15 protein-coding genes and 1 pseudogene are annotated in these 17,099 nt (G+C 63.2%); 3 read left to right on the top strand and 13 right to left on the bottom strand.

Features of this window, described 5'->3' with window-relative positions; genetic code table 11:
• The 11 genes and pseudogenes from deoA to CCK88_RS00225 all read right to left on the bottom strand — a co-directional run bounded on the left by deoA (position 1) and on the right by CCK88_RS00225 (position 11,866).
• The gene (deoA, locus tag CCK88_RS00270; protein WP_086468566.1) at positions 1-1,323 is read right to left on the bottom strand and encodes a thymidine phosphorylase; all 1,323 of its coding nucleotides are present in this window, start codon (positions 1,321-1,323) and stop codon (positions 1-3) included.
• Between the two features lie 142 nt (positions 1,324-1,465).
• Positions 1,466-3,832, bottom strand: a complete 2,367-nt coding sequence (locus CCK88_RS00265; RefSeq protein ID WP_086468565.1) for an aldehyde dehydrogenase family protein — start codon at positions 3,830-3,832, stop codon at positions 1,466-1,468.
• Between the two features lie 164 nt (positions 3,833-3,996).
• Positions 3,997-4,989 carry a deoxyribose-phosphate aldolase gene (gene deoC, locus CCK88_RS00260; RefSeq protein ID WP_086468564.1) on the bottom strand — a complete coding sequence of 331 codons (993 nt, stop codon included), beginning with the start codon at positions 4,987-4,989 and terminating at the stop codon, positions 3,997-3,999.
• Entirely contained in the window at positions 4,986-5,780 is a 795-nt protein-coding gene (locus tag CCK88_RS00255; protein ID WP_086468563.1) for a purine-nucleoside phosphorylase, read from the bottom strand. The genes deoC and CCK88_RS00255 overlap by 4 nt, the downstream gene beginning before the upstream one ends.
• The gene (locus CCK88_RS00250; protein ID WP_086468562.1) at positions 5,777-6,187 is read right to left on the bottom strand and encodes a cytidine deaminase; all 411 of its coding nucleotides are present in this window, start codon (positions 6,185-6,187) and stop codon (positions 5,777-5,779) included. Before CCK88_RS00250 ends, CCK88_RS00255 begins: the two co-directional genes overlap by 4 nt.
• A gap of 24 nt (positions 6,188-6,211) precedes the next feature.
• On the bottom strand, positions 6,212-7,186 hold the full coding sequence (locus CCK88_RS00245; protein WP_086468561.1) for an ABC transporter permease: 975 nt from the start codon (positions 7,184-7,186) through the stop codon (positions 6,212-6,214).
• Positions 7,186-8,274 carry an ABC transporter permease gene (locus tag CCK88_RS00240; RefSeq protein ID WP_086468560.1) on the bottom strand — a complete coding sequence of 363 codons (1,089 nt, stop codon included), beginning with the start codon at positions 8,272-8,274 and terminating at the stop codon, positions 7,186-7,188. Before CCK88_RS00240 ends, CCK88_RS00245 begins: the two co-directional genes overlap by 1 nt.
• Positions 8,275-8,396: 122 nt before the next feature.
• Positions 8,397-9,947 (bottom strand): annotated as a pseudogene (locus tag CCK88_RS00235) (ABC transporter ATP-binding protein); the annotation flags it as partial.
• Positions 9,948-9,973: 26 nt separating this feature from the next.
• Complete coding sequence (locus CCK88_RS00230; protein WP_425290601.1) at positions 9,974-10,975, bottom strand: BMP family lipoprotein; 1,002 nt, start codon at positions 10,973-10,975, stop codon at positions 9,974-9,976.
• A gap of 185 nt (positions 10,976-11,160) precedes the next feature.
• Positions 11,161-11,283, bottom strand: coding sequence for a hypothetical protein (locus CCK88_RS18730; protein WP_280173783.1), 123 nt, complete (start codon positions 11,281-11,283; stop codon positions 11,161-11,163).
• 118 nt (positions 11,284-11,401) lie between these two features.
• Complete coding sequence (locus CCK88_RS00225; RefSeq protein ID WP_086468558.1) at positions 11,402-11,866, bottom strand: SRPBCC family protein; 465 nt, start codon at positions 11,864-11,866, stop codon at positions 11,402-11,404.
• A gap of 215 nt (positions 11,867-12,081) precedes the next feature.
• Between CCK88_RS00225 and CCK88_RS00220 the strand changes: the two genes are divergently transcribed.
• From CCK88_RS00220 to CCK88_RS00210, 3 genes are read left to right on the top strand one after another with little or no spacing between them, the layout of a single operon-like run.
• A complete protein-coding gene (locus CCK88_RS00220) occupies positions 12,082-13,305 on the top strand; it encodes a cell surface protein (protein ID WP_086468557.1) in 1,224 nt (407 codons plus the stop codon).
• Positions 13,306-13,335: 30 nt separating this feature from the next.
• Positions 13,336-14,274, top strand: coding sequence for a DUF6384 family protein (locus CCK88_RS00215; RefSeq protein WP_086468556.1), 939 nt, complete (start codon positions 13,336-13,338; stop codon positions 14,272-14,274).
• Positions 14,275-14,323: 49 nt separating this feature from the next.
• Positions 14,324-15,817 (top strand): coiled-coil domain-containing protein, encoded by a 1,494-nt coding sequence (locus CCK88_RS00210; protein ID WP_086468555.1) that lies wholly within the window; start codon positions 14,324-14,326, stop codon positions 15,815-15,817.
• 148 nt (positions 15,818-15,965) lie between these two features.
• Here CCK88_RS00210 and CCK88_RS00205 read toward each other — a convergent pair whose 3' ends face one another.
• Together CCK88_RS00205 and CCK88_RS00200 are read right to left on the bottom strand one after the other, a co-directional pair.
• Positions 15,966-16,364 carry a VOC family protein gene (locus CCK88_RS00205; protein ID WP_086468554.1) on the bottom strand — a complete coding sequence of 133 codons (399 nt, stop codon included), beginning with the start codon at positions 16,362-16,364 and terminating at the stop codon, positions 15,966-15,968.
• 3 nt (positions 16,365-16,367) lie between these two features.
• Entirely contained in the window at positions 16,368-17,039 is a 672-nt protein-coding gene (locus CCK88_RS00200) for a response regulator (RefSeq protein ID WP_086468553.1), read from the bottom strand.
• Positions 17,040-17,099: the final 60 nt, after the last annotated feature.

Genomic DNA, 17,099 nt, shown 5'->3' with positions numbered 1-17,099 from the left:
CTATTCCTTGGGCTCGATGCGGGCAGCGATCAGCGGATTGTTCGGCACACTTCCGCCCAGTCCATAGGCGCGCCGAAGTCTGGCCTCGGCGTCCTTAGCGCTCACTTCGTCGGCGGCATGGATGCGGGCGATCGGTGTCCTTGCATCGGCCATGGCACCCAGTGGCGCGAGGCGATCAAAGCCCACACGATGGTCGATGACGTCGGTCGGGGTCGCACGACCGCCGCCGAGCGCCACCACGGCCATGCCGACACCGCGCGTATCGATAGAGCAAATGGTCCCCTGCCCGTCCGCGAAGACGTCGCGGATGATGGGGGCGGGCGCAAGATGAGCATCCATGTTGTCGACGAAGTCGGCAGGTCCGCCAAGCGCCGTGACCATCTTGCCGAAGTGCTCAGTCGCGCGACCGCTATCGAGAGCTTCGTCGACCATAGCGTGCGCTGTCTCAAGTATTGCCGCCTTGCCTGTCATCAGCACGATCTCGGCACACAGCGCAAGCGTGACGTCGCGCAGACGCGCGTCCTGATGCGTGCCGGTCAGGAAGTCGACGGCGTTCCGCACCTCGAGCCCATTGCCTGCGGCCGAGGCGAGCGGTTCATTCATATCCGTGATGAGCGCACCGGTCTTCAGGCCGGCGCCATTGGCAACCGAGACAAGGCTTTCAGCCAGCGCGCGCGATTTTTCCAGCGTGGGCATGAAGGCGCCCGTGCCTGTCTTGACGTCGAGCACCAAAGCGCCGAGGCCGGCCGCGAGCTTTTTGGACAGGATGGACGCGGTGATGAGGGCAATGGATTCCACCGTGCCAGTCACATCGCGGATGGCGTAGAGCATCTTGTCGGCCGGCGCGAGATCCGCCGTCTGGCCGATGATGGCGCACCCGGCCTCTTTCACCACCTTGCGAAAAAGAGCGTTGTCGGGACTGGTGGTGTAGCCGGGAATGGCGTCGAACTTGTCTAACGTACCGCCCGTATGGCCAAGACCGCGACCGGAGATCATCGGCACATAGATGCCCAGGGCCGCCAGGATCGGCGCCAGCATCAGGCTGACATTGTCGCCGACACCGCCGGTGGAATGCTTGTCGGCCACTGGGCCATCGAGGTCGGACCAGTCGAGCACACTGCCACTGTCGCGCATGGCCAGTGTCAGCGCCACCCGCTCGTCCATCGTCATGTCCTGGAAGTACACTGCCATGGCGAAAGCCGCAGCCTGCGCATGCGACACCGATCCATCGGCAAAGCCGGCAATGAAATGCGCGATGCCCTCAGATGGAAGGACGTCGCCGTTGCGCTTTTTGAGGATGACTTCTTGCGGGAGGAAGACCATTTTGCCTGCCTAGTGGAAGGCCCCCTCACCCGGCCCGCTGGGCCGACCTCTCCCCCAGAGGGAGAGGTGAAGAGGGCTCGGTGCCATACCTCTCCCTCTGGGGGCGAGGTCGCCGCGCAGCGGCGGGTGAGGGGGCCTTTAGTTACGCCCCGTACGGGATCCAGACGTTTTTCACCTGCGTCGCCTTGCTCAGGAAATAGGTGTCGGCAAAGCGCGGATCGGCGAGGTCATAGGTGAGGCCGCGGGTGGTCCAGGTCTGCTTGAGATTGCCCACCGAGGCCTTTTCGACCATGGCGGAGTTTTCGGCGGAGCCCGCGAACCAAATGCCATCGACGCCATCGTGTTCAGCCAGGGTCTTGGCCAGGGTGGCGCTGTCGCCGGTAACGATGTTGACCACGCCTGAGGGCATGTCGGAGGTTTCGAGTACCTGGTAGAAATCGGTGATCGACAGGGGCGACCGGTCGGAAGGGACCAGGACCACGGTATTGCCCATGGCGATCGCCGGCGCCAGCAGCGCCACCGACCCCAGCAGCGGCTGGCTGGCCGGTGCAACGATGCCCATCACACCCAGCGGCTCGACCATTGCCGCCGCCACGGCGCGCATGGGCGGATTGTGTACCGAGCCGTCATACTTGTCGGCCCAGCCGGCAAAAGCGAAGAGCCGCTCGATAGAGGCCTGCACCTCCTTCTTGCCGTCCTCGCCCGTCTGCGCTTTGAGGCGGGCGGCAAACTCATCGCGGCGATAGTCCAGGTTCTCGGCGAGGAAGTAGAGTATCTGCGCACGGGAATGAGCTGATGTCGTGGCCCAGCCATGGGCCGCGCGCGCCGCCTCGACGGCGTTGCGGATATCCTTGCGATTGCCCTCGCCGACTTCACCGACAAGGTCACCCTTGGCATTGAGCACCGGGCGGTTGTAGCCAGAGTCGGGGCGGGCCTGCTTGCCGCCGATATACATCTTCGCAGTCTGGTCAAGGCTGCCGCTGTCGAGGGGGTTGGCATTGGCCTTTGGCAGGGCCGCCAATGCCGGAGCCGCTTTCAGCGTCTTCTCCCAGCCTGGCTTGAGATAGGCACTCATGCCTTCGCGACCACCTTCACGGCCAAAGCCGCTTTCCTTGTAGCCTCCGAAGCCGACGGCGGCGTCGAAATTGTTGGTGCCGTTGATCCAGACGACGCCGGCCTTGAGTTTGGGCGCGATATCGAGAGCAAGATTGATGTTCTCGCTCCAGAGCGTAGCCGCGAGGCCGTATTTGGAATTGTTGGCCAGCGCCACCGCCTCCTCGGGCGTGCGGAAGCTCATGGCGACAAGCACAGGGCCGAAGATTTCCTCGGAGACGAGCGTATTGGCCGGGGACACGTTGGTGACGAGCGCTGGCTTGAGGAAGCAGCCATTGGCCGGGAGCACGCCATCGGGCTCGTAGACATGCGCGCCTTCGGCGACACCGCGCTTCATCAGGTCGCGAATGCGCTCGACCTGCACCGGCGCCACCAGCGCACCGATATCGATGGACTTGTCGAGCGGATCGCCGACGCGCAGCTTGGCCATGCGCGCGCGAACCTTGGCGAGGAAGCGATCCTCGATGCTTTCCTGCACAAGCAGGCGCGAACCGGCGCAGCAGACCTGGCCCTGGTTGAACCAGATCGCTTCGACGAGGCCCTCGACGGCGCTGTCGAGATCGGCGTCCTCGAAGACGATATAGGGCGACTTGCCGCCCAGCTCGAGCGACAGGCCCTTGCCCGATCCGGCCGTGGCGGCGCGGATGATCTTGCCGACTTCCGTCGAGCCGGTGAACGCGATCTTATCGACATCGGGATGATTGACGATGGCAGCGCCGGTGTCGCCCTCACCAGTCACGATGTTGACCACGCCCTTGGGCAGGCCGATGCGCTCACAGATTTCGGCAAAGAGCAGAGCGGTGAGCGAGGTAAACTCCGCTGGCTTCAGCACGACCGTATTGCCCGCTGCCAAGGCCGGTGCGATCTTCCAGGCCAGCATCAGCAGGGGGAAATTCCACGGGATGATCTGGCCGCAGACGCCATAGGGCACATGGTCGGGGAACTGGGCGGAGAGATGCGTCGCCCAACCCGCGTGGTGATAGAAATGGCGCGCCACCAAGGGAATATCGGCGTCGCGGCTCTCACGAATGGGCTTGCCGTTGTCCATGCTCTCGAGCACGGCGAACAGGCGTGCATGCTTCTGCACGGCGCGGGCGATCGCGTAGAGATACTTGCCGCGTTCGTAACCGGGCAGCGTGCTCCAGCCCTTGAACGCCGCGCGGGCAGCCTTCACGGCCGCGTCGACATCTGCAGCGGTGCCGTCGGTGATGTCGGCCAGCTTTTGCCCGTTGGCCGGATTGTCACTGGCAAAGGTCTTGCCAGGCTTGGTCCACTTGCCATCGATAAAATGGCCGAAGGTCCGCCCGTGGCTGTCGAGCCAGGCATTGGCCTGATCGGGCGTCTCGGGCGCCGGGCCGTAGTCGAGGGTGTCGAAGATTTGCGCGATCTTGTTCATGCTTTCCTCCGGATAGGTGCCTTCGGCCCCACCCTCATCCGCCCTTCAGGCACCTTCTCCTATTTAGGGGAAGGCGACTGCGGAGAGCTCGGTTCTGTTCCCTTCTCCCCTTGTGGAAGAAGGTGGCGCGTAACGCCGGATGAGGGGGATGCCCTCTAAACTCATCACACCATTGGCTGGCGATAATCCGTCGCATAATGGCCCGTCAGGCCATGCTCAAGCTGGCGTTCGATGTCGGTCAGCAGCGAACTCGCGCCGAAGCGGAAGAGGTGTGGCTGCAGCCACTGGTTGCCCAGTTCTTCCTTCATCAGCGCCATATATTTGAGCGCATCACCGGCCGTGGCGATGCCGCCGGCGGGCTTGTAGCCGATCTCGATGCCGGTCTCTTCGGCGAACCAGCGGATCATGCGGATCATCGTCAGCGAGGTGACGAGATTGGCGTTGACCTTCTCCTTGCCGGTCGAGGTCTTGATGAAATCGGCGCCGGCCAGCATGCAAACGAGCGAGGCCTTGGCGATATTGGTCTGGGTGGCCAGTTCGCCCGTGCCAAGGATGGTCTTGATATGCGCGTCGCCGCAGGCCTTGCGGAAGGCCTTCACCTGATCGTAGAGCGCCTGCCAGTCGCCGCGCAGGACCATGCCGCGTTCGATGACGATGTCGATCTCCTTGGCGCCGTCCTTCACCGAAGCCTCGATCTCGGCGATCTTGGTTTCGACCGGCGCGAGACCGTGCGGGAAGGCGGTGGACACCGCGGCAACCGGAATGCCGGTCCCATCGAGTGCGCGCACGGCCGTACCGACGAAGGTGTGATAGACGCAGACTGCGCCGGGCAGGACGCGATGCTCGCTCATGCCGAGCTGGTCGAGGATGTCTCGGCGGATCGGGTTCCGAGCCTTGGCGCAGAGGCGCTCGACGCGGCCGTCGGTATCGTCGGCGTTGAGCGTCGTCAGGTCGATCATGGTGATCGCCTTTAGCAGCCACGCCAACTGATAATCCTTCTTGACTGTGCGGCGCGCGCCGATGGAGCCGGCACGGCGTTCCAGCGCCGAGCGGTTCATGCGAACGCGTTCGACCCAATCGAGATCGAGTGGATAGCCGGGATTGCGCTTGTGCGCAGGCTCGTGGTTCTTCGTGTTGTCGACGACCTTGAGGCTCATAATTCCTCCACCAGCGCGGGAATGAGCTTTTTGAGCTTCTCCGCGCCCTGAACTGCCATGTGCTTGGTGTGCTTATGGCTGATATTTTCACTCGACAGGCCTGCGCCCATATTGGTGACGGACGAGCAGGCCCAGACCCTGAGGCCGAGGAAGCGGCCAAGAATGACTTCCGGCGCCGTCGACATGCCTACGGCGTTGGCGCCCAGGCGGATCGCCATCTGGATCTCGGCGACCGTCTCGAAGCTGGGTCCGGAATACCACAGGTAGACCCCCTCGCCGAGCGTGTAGTCGAACCCCTGCGCCAGCCGCGTCGCCTTGGCGCGCAGGTCGAGGTCGTAGCAATTGACCATGTTCACAAAACGGCGGTCGGTAGGCTCACCGATCAACGGGTTCATGCCGGCATAATTGATGTGATCCGATATCAGCATCAAATCGCCGGGCTGGAATCGGCTATCGACCGAGCCGGCCGAATTGGTCAGCAGCAGGGTTTGGGCGCCGAGATCGGCCATGGTCTCCAGCGCCGGGCGCATGGCCGAGGCGTTGCCGTGCTCGTAATAGTGCTCGCGACCGGTGAGCACGGCAATGCGCTTGCCTCCCATGAAGCCGATCAGCAGGTCGCGGCCGTGGCCCGACACGCCACCGCCCGGGAAACCCTTGAGTTCAGAATATGGAATGGTGACCGTATCGGTCATCAGCTCGCCGATGGACGAGAGCCCGGAGCCGAGCACCAGGGCAGCCGCGATGGGCTCGTTGCCGGCAATCTTGCGAATGGTCTTGGCGGGCTTGCTCATTTCCCCAGAAACTCCGGACCAAAACTGTGCGGCAACAATTGCCCGAGTGTCTGCACCAGGGGAGTGCCGTCGACGCCGTGGGAAATGACCTCCACGTCGAGGTCGGCGAATTCCCGGATGCGCTGGCGGCAGCCGCCACAGGGCGTCACCGGCATGGAGCCGGGGCCAGTGACATAGATGCGGCGGATGCGCTTGCCGCCACCCGCGATCATGGCCGCGATGGCGCTTGGTTCGGCGCAGTTGCCGACCGGATAGGCCGCGTTTTCGACATTGCAGCCAACATAGATCTTGCCGTCATCGGCCAGGATGGCCGCGCCGACCTGGAACTTCGAATAGGGCGCGTAGGCCCGCGCGCGAACGGCTTCGGCGGCCTCGAAGAGGGCCTTGTCTGTGTCTTGCATCGTCATCGCTTTCGGCGCGAGGCCCCTGGCCTAGCGCTCCTTGGTATAGGGAATACCCGCGGCCCTGGGCGCCACGGCGCGGCCGATGAAGCCAGCCAGCAGGATCACCGTCAGCACATAGGGCAGCGCCTGGATGGCCTGCACCGGGACTTCGCCGATGATTGGGAAGACCTGGCCCTGGATGCGGAATTGCACCGCATCGAGGAAGCCGAACATCAGGCACACGAGCAGCGCCGGACCCGGACGCCACTTGGCGAAGATCAGCGCCGCCAACGCGATATATCCACGACCCGCCGACATGTTGTTGTTGAAGCCGGCCGACTGCGCAATCGAGAGGTAGGCGCCGCCGATGCCGACAAGGACAGCGGTGATGATCAGGGCCTGATAGCGCAGCAGCGTCACCGAAATCCCGGCGGTATCGATGGCCTTGGGGTTCTCTCCCACGGCGCGCAGCCTGAGGCCGAAGCGGGTACGGAACAGTACCCAGGCCGTTACCGGCACGGCGATGAAAGCGGCGTAGGTAATGATGTTGTGGCCCGATATCAGCTCGAAGTAGATCTGGCCGATGACCGGGACCTCACGCAATTCGTTGGCGAAGGGCAGCGTGATCGGATTGAACCGCTGGTCGCCGGACAGCTGGGGCGTATAGCCGCCGCGCTTGAACCAGGATTGACCGAGGAAGGTGGTCAGGCCGGCGGCGAGGAAGTTGAGCGCCACGCCCGAAATGGTCTGGTTGCCCTTGAAGTTGATCGAGGCCAGACCGTGAATGCCGGAGAACAGCAGCGCGGCGCCGATGCCAGCCAGGAGGCCAAGCCATGCCGAACCGGTGACCGCCGACATGGCGGCAGCGGCGAAAGCACCCGCCAGCAACTTACCCTCGAGACCGATGTCGACAATGCCGGCGCGTTCCGAATAAAGACCGGCCAGACACGCGAGGATCAGCGGCACTGCCAGGCGCACGGTGGAATCGAGGATAAGGGTGATGTCGACGAGATAGGCGTCCATCATTTGGCTCCCGTCGGTGCTGCGGTTCGGGTCAGCAGGCGTGCCAGCGGCTTGCGCAGCATGTCGCCCATGGCGCCGGTAAAGAGGATGACCAGGGCCTGGATGGTGACGATCATCTCGCGGGTGATGCCCGGCATCTGGAAGGCCAGTTCCTGCCCGCCCTGATAGAGAATGCCGAACAGCAGGGCGGAAAGCCCCACGCCGATAGGATGGCCCTTGCCCATGAACGCGACGGCGATACCCACGAAGCCGGCGCCGTTCACGAAGTTGAGGATCAGGCGGCCCTGGACGCCGCCGACATTGTTGACCGCCACCATGGCGGCGAGCATGCCGGCCATGGCCATGACGATCATGATCATCTTCTGGTTGGAAATGCCGGCATAATTGGCGGCTACCGGATTATGCCCCAGCGCCCGCACGGCATAGCCGAACTTGGTGCGCCAGATCAGCCAGTAGACGAGGAACAGCGCGGCAATCGCGAGGAAGAAGGTGAGGTTGACCGGCGAATTCTTGAACAGCTCGATGAAGGTGCGCAATTGCGGCACACGACTGATCGCCTCGAGCGGCGCGCTTTCGTCGGAATTGACCCCGGCAGGTTTCAGCACACGGCTGATGAGGAAGCCCATCAGCGCCGTGGCGATGAAGTTGAACAGAATCGTGGTGATGACGATGTGGCTGCCGCGCTTGGCCTGAAGGTAACCGGGCACGAAAGCCCAGACCGCGCCGAAAGCAGCACCGCAGATGATCATCAGCGGAAAAACCAGCGCCCAATGCATGCCGTTGAGTGCAAGGCCAATGAGAATGACGCCAAGGCCGGCGACATAGGCCTGGCCCTCTGGCCCGATATTGAACAGCCCCGCGTGGTAGGCCAGCGACACGGCAAGACCGGCGAAGATGAAGTCGGTGGTATAGTAGAGCGTGTAGCCGAAGCCCGATCCATAGCCGAAGGCGCCGTAGAGCATGATGCCCACGGCCTGCAGCGGGTTCTGCCCCACGGCGAGGACGATAAGGCCACCGACGAGGAAAGCCAGGACGACATTGAGCAGGGGCAGGAGGACGACGTCGGCCCAGCGCGGCAATGGGGTCATCAGTTGGTATCCCTGCCAGTATTGTTCTTGGGGCTCATCTCAACCAGCGTCTGCTGAATGGGCGTTTCGTGTGCGGGCAGCGTGCCGGGCTCGGTCACCGTTTCGGTGCTGCTGGGATGCGATCCGGTCATCAGCAGGCCGAGTTCGGTTTCATCGGCCGTGGCCGGATCGGCTTCGCCCACGAGATGACCGTCGAACAGCACGAGGATGCGATCCGACAGCGATCGGATTTCATCGAGTTCGACAGAAACGAGCAGGATGGCCTTGCCCGCGTCGCGCATCTTGATGATCTGGTTATGGATGAACTCGATGGCGCCGATATCGACGCCGCGGGTCGGCTGGCCAACGATGAGCACGTCAGGATCGCGCTCCATCTCGCGCGCCAGCACAATCTTCTGCTGGTTGCCGCCCGAGAAATTCGCCGACTTGAGATCAAGATTGGCGGGGCGGACGTCGAATTTCTTGAGGTATTCCTCAGCCGTGGCGCGCGCCTTGCCGATGTCGAGACCCGGCCCGTCGCCATACTTGTCCTGGTAGCCGAGGATGGCGTTTTCCCAGGCCATGAAGTTGGTGACGAGGCCCATGCGCAGCCGGTCTTCGGGCACATGCGCAAGCCCGGCCAGACGGGCGCGGGCGGCGCCGTCATCGCCATCCAGCGACAGGGGCTGGCCATTGACCGAAATGGTGCCGCCCAGCTGGTCTCGCATGCCTGCGATGGATTCAAGCAATTCGGACTGACCATTGCCGGCAACGCCGGCGATACCGACGATTTCGCCGGCGCGAACCTGGAAGCTGATGTTCTTGACGCGCGGCACCTTGAAATCGTCGGTGACAATGAGGTTCTTGACGTCGAGCAGGACCTTGCCCGGATTGGCCGGACCCTTTTCGACGCGCAGCAGAACGCGGCGACCGACCATGAGCTCTGCCAGTTCGCCGGGTGAGGTGTCCTTGGTCTGGAGCGTGCGGACCATGGCACCCTGCCGCATCACCGAGACTTCGTCGGTAATGGCCATGATCTCGCGCAGTTTGTGCGTGATCAGGATGATGGTCTTGCCTTCCGCGCGCAGCTTGCCAAGGATGCGGAACAGGTGATCGGCTTCGGCGGGGGTAAGCACGCCGGTGGGCTCGTCGAGAATGAGCGTCTCGGCGCCTCGATAGAGCGCCTTCAGGATTTCGACGCGCTGCTGCTGACCCACGGAAAGATTTTCGACGATCGCATCGGGATCGACTTCGAGACCATAGTCGCGTGCCAGCGCCTTGAGTTGATCGCGCGCGCGGGCCAGAGTCGGCCGCAGCAGCGCTGAATCCTCGGCACCGAGGACGACGTTCTCGAGGACGGAGAAATTGTCGACCAGCATGAAATGCTGGTGCACCATGCCGATGCCCAGCCCCAGAGCGTGGCGACTGTCGGTTATGGTCTGTGGGGTGCCGTTGACCCGGATTTCACCGCTGTCGGCGGTATAGAAACCATAGAGGATCGACATCAGCGTCGACTTGCCGGCGCCATTTTCGCCCACGATGCCATGCACCGTGCCGCGCTTGACGGCGAGGTGGATGTCCTTGTTGGCGTGAACCGGACCGAAATGCTTGTTGATGCCGACAAGCTCGATAGCGAGCGCAGAGGCAGCGGCCCCGGAGGACCGCTGCTCGTTTGTCGGGTTAAGACCTGTCATAGCAGTCTAACCCCTTGTTTTACGCGTCAGAGCGCTTCGCAGGTCTTGTCGGTGCGGTAGTCGTGCACGGTGACAGCACCCGAGATGATGTCGGCGGTGGCCTTGTCGACCGCAGCCTTCATTTCGTCGGTGATGAGCGAGGCGTTGTTATCGTCGAATGCTGCACCGACACCCTCTTCGGCGAGGCCGAGGGTGATCACGCCAGGGGCCCAGGTGCCATCTTCGACGCCCTTCATGGCGTTATAGGTGGCAACGTCGACGCGCTTGAGCATCGAGGTCAAGACCGAACCGGGATGCAGATGGTTCTGGTTGCTGTCCACGCCAATCGAGTACTTGCCCGCGTCGGCAGCAGCCTGGAGCACACCGGCGCCAGCACCACCGGCGACCTGGAAGATCACGTCCACGCCCTGGTCGAGCTGCGAACGGGCGACTTCGGTGGCCTTGACCGGGTCGTTGAAGGCTTCAAAACCGGTACCAACATAGGTCTCGACGACTTCGATGTCCGGATTGACCGACTTGGCGCCCTGGGCATAGCCGCAGGCAAAGGCTTCGAGCAGGTCGAAATTGAAGGCCGGCACAACGCCGATCTTGCCCGATTCCGACTGCATGGCGGCGAGGATGCCCACAAGGTAGGAACCTTCGTGTTCCTTGAAGACCACGGACTGCACGTTCGGCAGGTCGACGACAGTGTCGATGATGGTGAACTTGGTATCGGGGAATTCCGGCGCGACGGCGCGCAGTGCGGTTTCCCACGAGAAGCCCGGCAGGACGATCGGGTTGTTGCCGCGCGAGGCGAACTGGCGCACAGCCTGTTCGCGCATGGCGTCGCCCGAAATTTCCAGGTCCTGATAGGCGCCGCCTTCGGCCTTGAAGCGTTCGGCACCGGTGTAGGCGGCCTCGTTGAACGACTTGTCGAACTTGCCGCCACCGTCATAGACGAGCGCACCGTCGGCAAGAGCTGCACCAGCCATTACGGCACCGAGTGCAACACCGCCGACGATGGCCTTCGAAAGCATCGAAAATTTCATTGATTTGATCTCCCTGTGTCGCGGCAGCATCGGGACCGAGCCCGCTGATCCAACTGCCTGCGCTAACAAGGGATAAAATCGTGCAATGGCTTCTGCCGCAAGAGGGAACGCGCGAAATTTATCCGGTTGGTCAAAATTCGCTTGGGGACAAACGCACCCTCGAACGTACCGGACCGCGCACCTGCCTAAAACCGCGCCAGGATGCTCTGGAACAGGACATTCAGGTCGATGTCTGCGTACATCGTCACGATCACCGCAAGGGCGGCGATGGCGTAGAGGGCGAGGCTGTCGCGAGTCTGGGTGGACATGATCGGATTTGAATAAATTTGCGTTGAACCGTTCCCTGTGTAGCGGATCGGTCGCGGCGGAATCATGGCGCAGTTGCGACACCTTGCGGCGTGGTTAAGCAGAGATGAACGGTGCGTGTCAGGCTGGCCCCAGCGGAGTGATGGCAACGCCCATGGCGGCAGCGAAACGCTCGAAGAACCCGTCGATGATCTTCTGCGCGGAATTGCCCACGATGGCCTTGCCGAGTTTCATGATCTGACCCGAAGCACCGCCTTCGGCCTTGAAGGCCAGGAGCGTGGCCGGTCCGTCGTCGGCGAGTGTGATATCGGCTGCACCCTCGGCCAGACCCATCAGCCCACCCTTGCCCTTTCCGGACAGCGTGTAACTCTCGGCGGGGACCACATTGGACAGGGCTAGCTCACCTTTGAAGGTGGGTTTTACCACGCCGAGATTGACGGTGATGGAGAGGTCCAGGCTCGAAGGCCCCGACCACTGGATGTGGCTGCAGCCGGGAATGGCCGCCTTGAGCATTTCGGGATCGTTGAGCGCGGCCCATACCGTCTCGCGGCTGGCCTCGATCCGATAGCGTCCACCGAAATCCATCAGGCTGTCGCTCCCGGGAGAAACGCGGCCGAATACGAAGCGCGCCTTCTAGACTTCATGGTGTCGATCCCACTCTTTACGTGCGGCTTTTTCGCACCAATATGGACTAAATAGTTGCCGGAGGCCGCAGTTGCAATTGTCAGGCCGGGCAGCAAAAGCAATCTAGGACCGACAGGCAACTTCGCCATACCGGCCCAGTCCAGAGGGAGCCCAGCATGACCGACCCAGTGACCACGACTGCCCCTGCCGCAACGACCACAACCGTTCTGGCCGAAAGGCCGTTGCAGTACCTGGACAAGGCCGTCAATGCCATCCGGGATCTGGGCATCTGGCCCGAACAGCAGGGCGAACAGCCGATCACCGGCCTCTTGCAGCAGATCACCGAACTCGACGAAACGCGCGTCATCCTGATCGGCCGGACATTGTCGCAGGCCAGCGCCTTCAACGAGGTGGTGCGCGAACAGGTCGCGGCCATGAAGATCGGTGAACGCTACGAAGACATCACCAAGGGCTTCGACTCCATCCGCGACGACGCCAAGGGAATGGTCGATCAGCTTCAGGACAACAAGATCGATCTGCTCGAGCGGGCCTCCAATGTCTGGATGAAGGTCAGCCGTGGCGATATCGCGACGCGCTTCAACAAGATCCGCGACACCTATCTCGCCGTCACCAAGGACACCAAGGACCAGATCGATCGCGAGCACACAATCCTGGAGGCCTATCGCGACTTCCGCAGCGCGCTCAAGCAGGCCGAGGTGATGGCGCTCGAGGTTCTGGCGACTGCCGAAAAGCGCCTCGAGGAAAAGAAGAACGTTCTCCAGAAATCCGCCGACGAGCTGGCGGCGTATGCCGGCACCGTTCCGGCCGATCGCGCCCGCCTCGAAATGGCGCGCGACGAGCGCCTGCGTGAAATGCAGAACGAGGAGAAGCGATACCAGATCGCCAAGGACCTCTCCGACAATCTCACCATTTCCTACAATACGTCGGAAGTGGTGATGGCGCGCCTGATGCAGACCACAAATGCCAAGGAACGCGTCTATCAGCAGTCGATTTCCTTCTTCTCGACCAACGAGACGGTTCTGACGGCGCTCAGCGCTTCGTTCACCGGCATGTTCGGCCTGCATGAATCGACCGAGACTCTCAACGCCATGAAGGAGGGGATGAGCAAGTCGCTCGAGACCCTCAGCGAAATCGGCGACAAGGTGCAGGAGGAGGCCGTGCGCGCAGGCTACGGACCGACAGTGCGTGCGGACGCGGTGAAGAAGCTCGTCGACTCGGTCGTCAACTTTCAGGAAAAGAGCCGCACCATCATCAACGAGATGCGCGTCGCTTCCACCAAGAACTCGGCGGAAATCCGGGACGCGGTTGAAGACGGCAAGCGCCGTCTCGCCACCCTGGCCGCTGAGGGTAACGCCCTCCTGCTCGAAACCCCTAACTGAGGCGCAATCGCACCGTGGTGAAGGCCCTCAATGAGTGACGCTTCGGCAAAGACCGTCGCCCCTCTCGACGAAGTCATGCTGGCGATGGACGTGGTCGACACGCTCCGTCACCGTCAGGACTTGGTGACGCGCGAGCTTGACGGGGCGTCGCGCGAGCAGCAGCTCATCGAAAAGCTGCGCTCGGTCTACCACCAGCAGGGCATCGAAGTACCTGACCACATTCTCAAGGAAGGCGTCGCGGCGCTGGCCGAAAGCCGGTTCACCTACGAGCCCCCCGCCCCCGGCCTGAACACCACGCTGGCGCGTCTGTACGTCAGCCGCAGGCGCTGGGGACGGCCGGTGATGGCGGTGCTTGCGGCGATCCTTATCGCAGGCGTCGGCTATTTCGGCGTGTGGCAGCCGTTTCAGCGCGGCCAGGCCGAACAGGCCCAGGTGGAGTTGAGCCAGGGCCTGCCGGCGCAGATGGACGCGCTCTACCAGACCATCTACGACGAAACCAAGGTGCAGCAGGCCGTGACGCAGGCTGAAGCCTTGGTTACCCGCGGCAAGGCTTTTGCAGCGGAAAACAACCGCATCGGAGCCGAGGATGCCGTAGCGCGCCTTACGGCCCTGCGCGATCAGCTGCGGCAGGAATACACCCTGCGCATCGTCAATCGCCAGGGCGTCCAGTCCGGGTTCTGGACCTTCCCCGAAATCAATACCGACGCGACCAACTATTATGTCGTGGTGGAGGCGCTCAATCCCGACGGCCAGGCGGTATCGCTGCCCATCCTCAACGAGGAAAGCGGCCAGACCGACACGGTATCGATGTGGGGCGTGCGGGTTCCCGAGGCCGTCTACAATGCCGTTGCGGCGGACAAGCAGGACGACGGCATCATCCAGGGCAACATGGTGGGGCGGAAGTCCGCTGGTTTCCTCGACGTTCAATATGCCGTCCCGGTCTTGGGCGGCGCCGTGACCCAATGGTAGGCCGATGAGCATACGTGGTCCCCAGGCATTGGCCAGCCTAGAAGAGGCGATGCGTGACATCCGCCGCGAGGAAGACGAGGTCTCCAAGCGCGTGGCGCGGGCTGCTGAACGCCTAAGCAAGACGCGCGAGCATGAAGCCGAGCTGTTCCGCCAGCTGTCGCGCCTCAGGCTCGATCCGACCCTGCAGGGCGAGCTCGACGGGCAGATTTCGGGGGCCGAGGCCAGGGCGCGCGACACGCTCAAGGCCCATGCCCGCGACGTCACCAAGGCCGAGAAAGCCATGAACGACCTCGACGCGCGCCGGACTGCGCTTTCCGAGCGACGCGCTGCGGCACTGGCGACGCTGGAAGGCCAGCAGCAGCGTCTCGCCGCCCTCACTCGGGACCAATCGGCGCGCCTTGCCGCCGACCCGGCGTATCTGGCCCAGCGTCAGGAAACCGAGGAACTCGACCGCATCGCCGAGCAGTCGATGCGCAAGACCGAACAGGCCGAGGCCGATCGTGAGGCCAAGGGGCAGCCCTACCGCGACGATCCGCTGTTCATGTATCTGTGGGATGCGGGTTACGGCACGTCCAGCTACAAGGCCAACAACCTCGTCCGCTATTTCGACGGCATGGTCGCCAACCTGGTTGGATTTTCCAAGGCGCGGCCCAATTATGCCATGCTCAATGAAATTCCGCTGCGCCTGCGTGAGCATGCCGAGCTGCAGGAGGCCAATGTCACCGCGTCGGAGGCCCGGCTGGCGGCGCTCGAAACCGCTGCGGTCGATGCGGCCGGCGGCAAGCCGATCCGCGATGCGGTGCAGGCCGCCCATGCCGAAATCGAGCAGATCGATGCCGAGATGATCGCGATCGAAGACCAGCGCGACGATGCCGCGGCAGCGCTCCAGTCCCTCGCCGAAGGCCGCGATCCGGCATTCGAGAGCGCCGCGAACGAGCTGGCAGCGGCGCTGGCGCGCGAAGATATCCAGACCCTGCTCGCAGAAGCGCGGCAGACCCGCACCGGCCAGGACGACACCATCGTCGCCCAGATCGACGACGTGCGGTCGCGGCTGCGCGAAGAGCAGGCCGAGAATCGCGAGCAGCAGGAGCGGCTCAAGACCCTTGCCGCGCGGCGCCGCGAGCTTGAGGATATCCAGTGGGAATTCAAGAAGCAGCGCTTCGATGATCCCGGCTCGAGCTTCCGCGAGGATCGTCTGGTGGGCGACCTGCTCAACGATTTCCTGCGTGGCGGCATTTCGGCCGCAAGCTATTGGGACCAGTGGCGCAAGAGCCAGAACTGGGCGCCCGGCTCGGAATGGGGTGCAGGCTACCGGCCGACCCGCGAAAGCCGCTCGAACAATCCCTGGCCGCCAAGCGGCGGCTTTTCGTGGCCCGAAGGCAGCATCGGCGGTTCGTCGACGCGCAAGAGCCGGCCATCGGGCGGTGGTTTCGGCGGCGGCTGGGGCGGCGGTGGATCGTCCGGCGGCGGCTTTTCACGCCCGCGCACGGGATCGTCCGGCACACGCAAGCACGGCGGCTTCAAGACCGGGGGCGGGTTCTAGGATGAGCACCAATCATCCCAACCGAAATTCGCTTTCGCGAATGCGGTGAACCTTGGGGCACCTTCTCCCCCAGGGGACAAGGCGATACTGACATCGCCCGCCCCCCCGACACGGTCCAGCGGTTTGGCGAGGAGCGTGAAAAGGGCGACTAGTTGGCCTTTGGCTGGGCCATCAGCTCCCAGACATTGCCTTCGCTGTCTTCGAAATAGGCCGAATAGCCCCATTCGGACTCTGTGCCGGGCGTGATGACCGCGCCGCCAGCCACCAGCACGCGTGCCAGGATGTCGTCGACCGCCTCGGGGCTTTCCGCGCGATGGCTGAGCACGAAACCGGGCGTGCCCTCGAGGCTTTCCGGCTTGCCTGCCGTCTGGGCGATCTGCTCGCGCGGGAACAGCACAAACGAGAACTTGTCGTCAAAGAAGAAGGCAACGTGATCCTCGCCGGCGCCGATCTGCTCGTCCGAAATGTCGAACAACGCCCGGTAGAAGGCAAAGGCACGCTCGAGGTCGTCGACGCCCACGGTGATGATGGAAATTTCGGGCTTCATGCGTCAGGCCTTGTCGCCGGAGGGAGAGAACAGCGCCTCGAACTGGCCTTCCTCGATCCGCGAGGCGGCAATCACTGCCTGCGTCCGGCTGTCGACGTCGAGCTTTTGCAGGATGGCCGAGACGTGCGCTTTCACGGTCGCCTCGGAAATATTGAGTTCATAGGCGATCTGTTTGTTCATCAGGCCGTCGCTGAGCATCATCAGCACGCGCACCTGCTGCGGTGTCAGAGTGGAGAGACGCTTCATCAGCGCCGTATGGTCGTCCTCCCCACCCAGCGTGGTGCCAACGGGCACGAACACTTCGCCCGAGAGCACCGTTTCGATGGCTCGGCGGATTTCGGTCGGACCGACCGACTTGTGCAGGTAGCCGGCGGCGCCCAGCTCGAAGGCGCGGCGGATCACGGTTGCGTCTTCCACGGCCGAAATGATCATTACAGGAATGTCTGGATACTGGGCGCGGAGCAGCAACAGGCCCGAGAAGCCCCGTACGCCCGGCATGTTGAGGTCGAGCAGCACCAGATCGCAGTCGCGGTCGGCGTCGAGGGCTTGGCTCAGACTGTTGAGATCGCCCGCCTCCTCCACGCTGACCGTCGCATCGCCACCGGCCAGCGTCTGGCGGAGTGCCGCGCGGAACAGCGGGTGATCGTCAACGATGATGATGCGGCGACGCGTCATGAATCAAACCTGTAATTGTGATCGTCGGGCGACCTGAATCGCACGGATTTCCAGCGGCTG

Origin of the sequence: Devosia lucknowensis (genome assembly GCF_900177655.1) — a bacterium.
In the GTDB taxonomy this organism is placed as follows: Bacteria; Pseudomonadota; Alphaproteobacteria; order Rhizobiales; family Devosiaceae; genus Devosia; species Devosia lucknowensis.
This window is presented reverse-complemented; position numbering and strand designations above follow the sequence as displayed.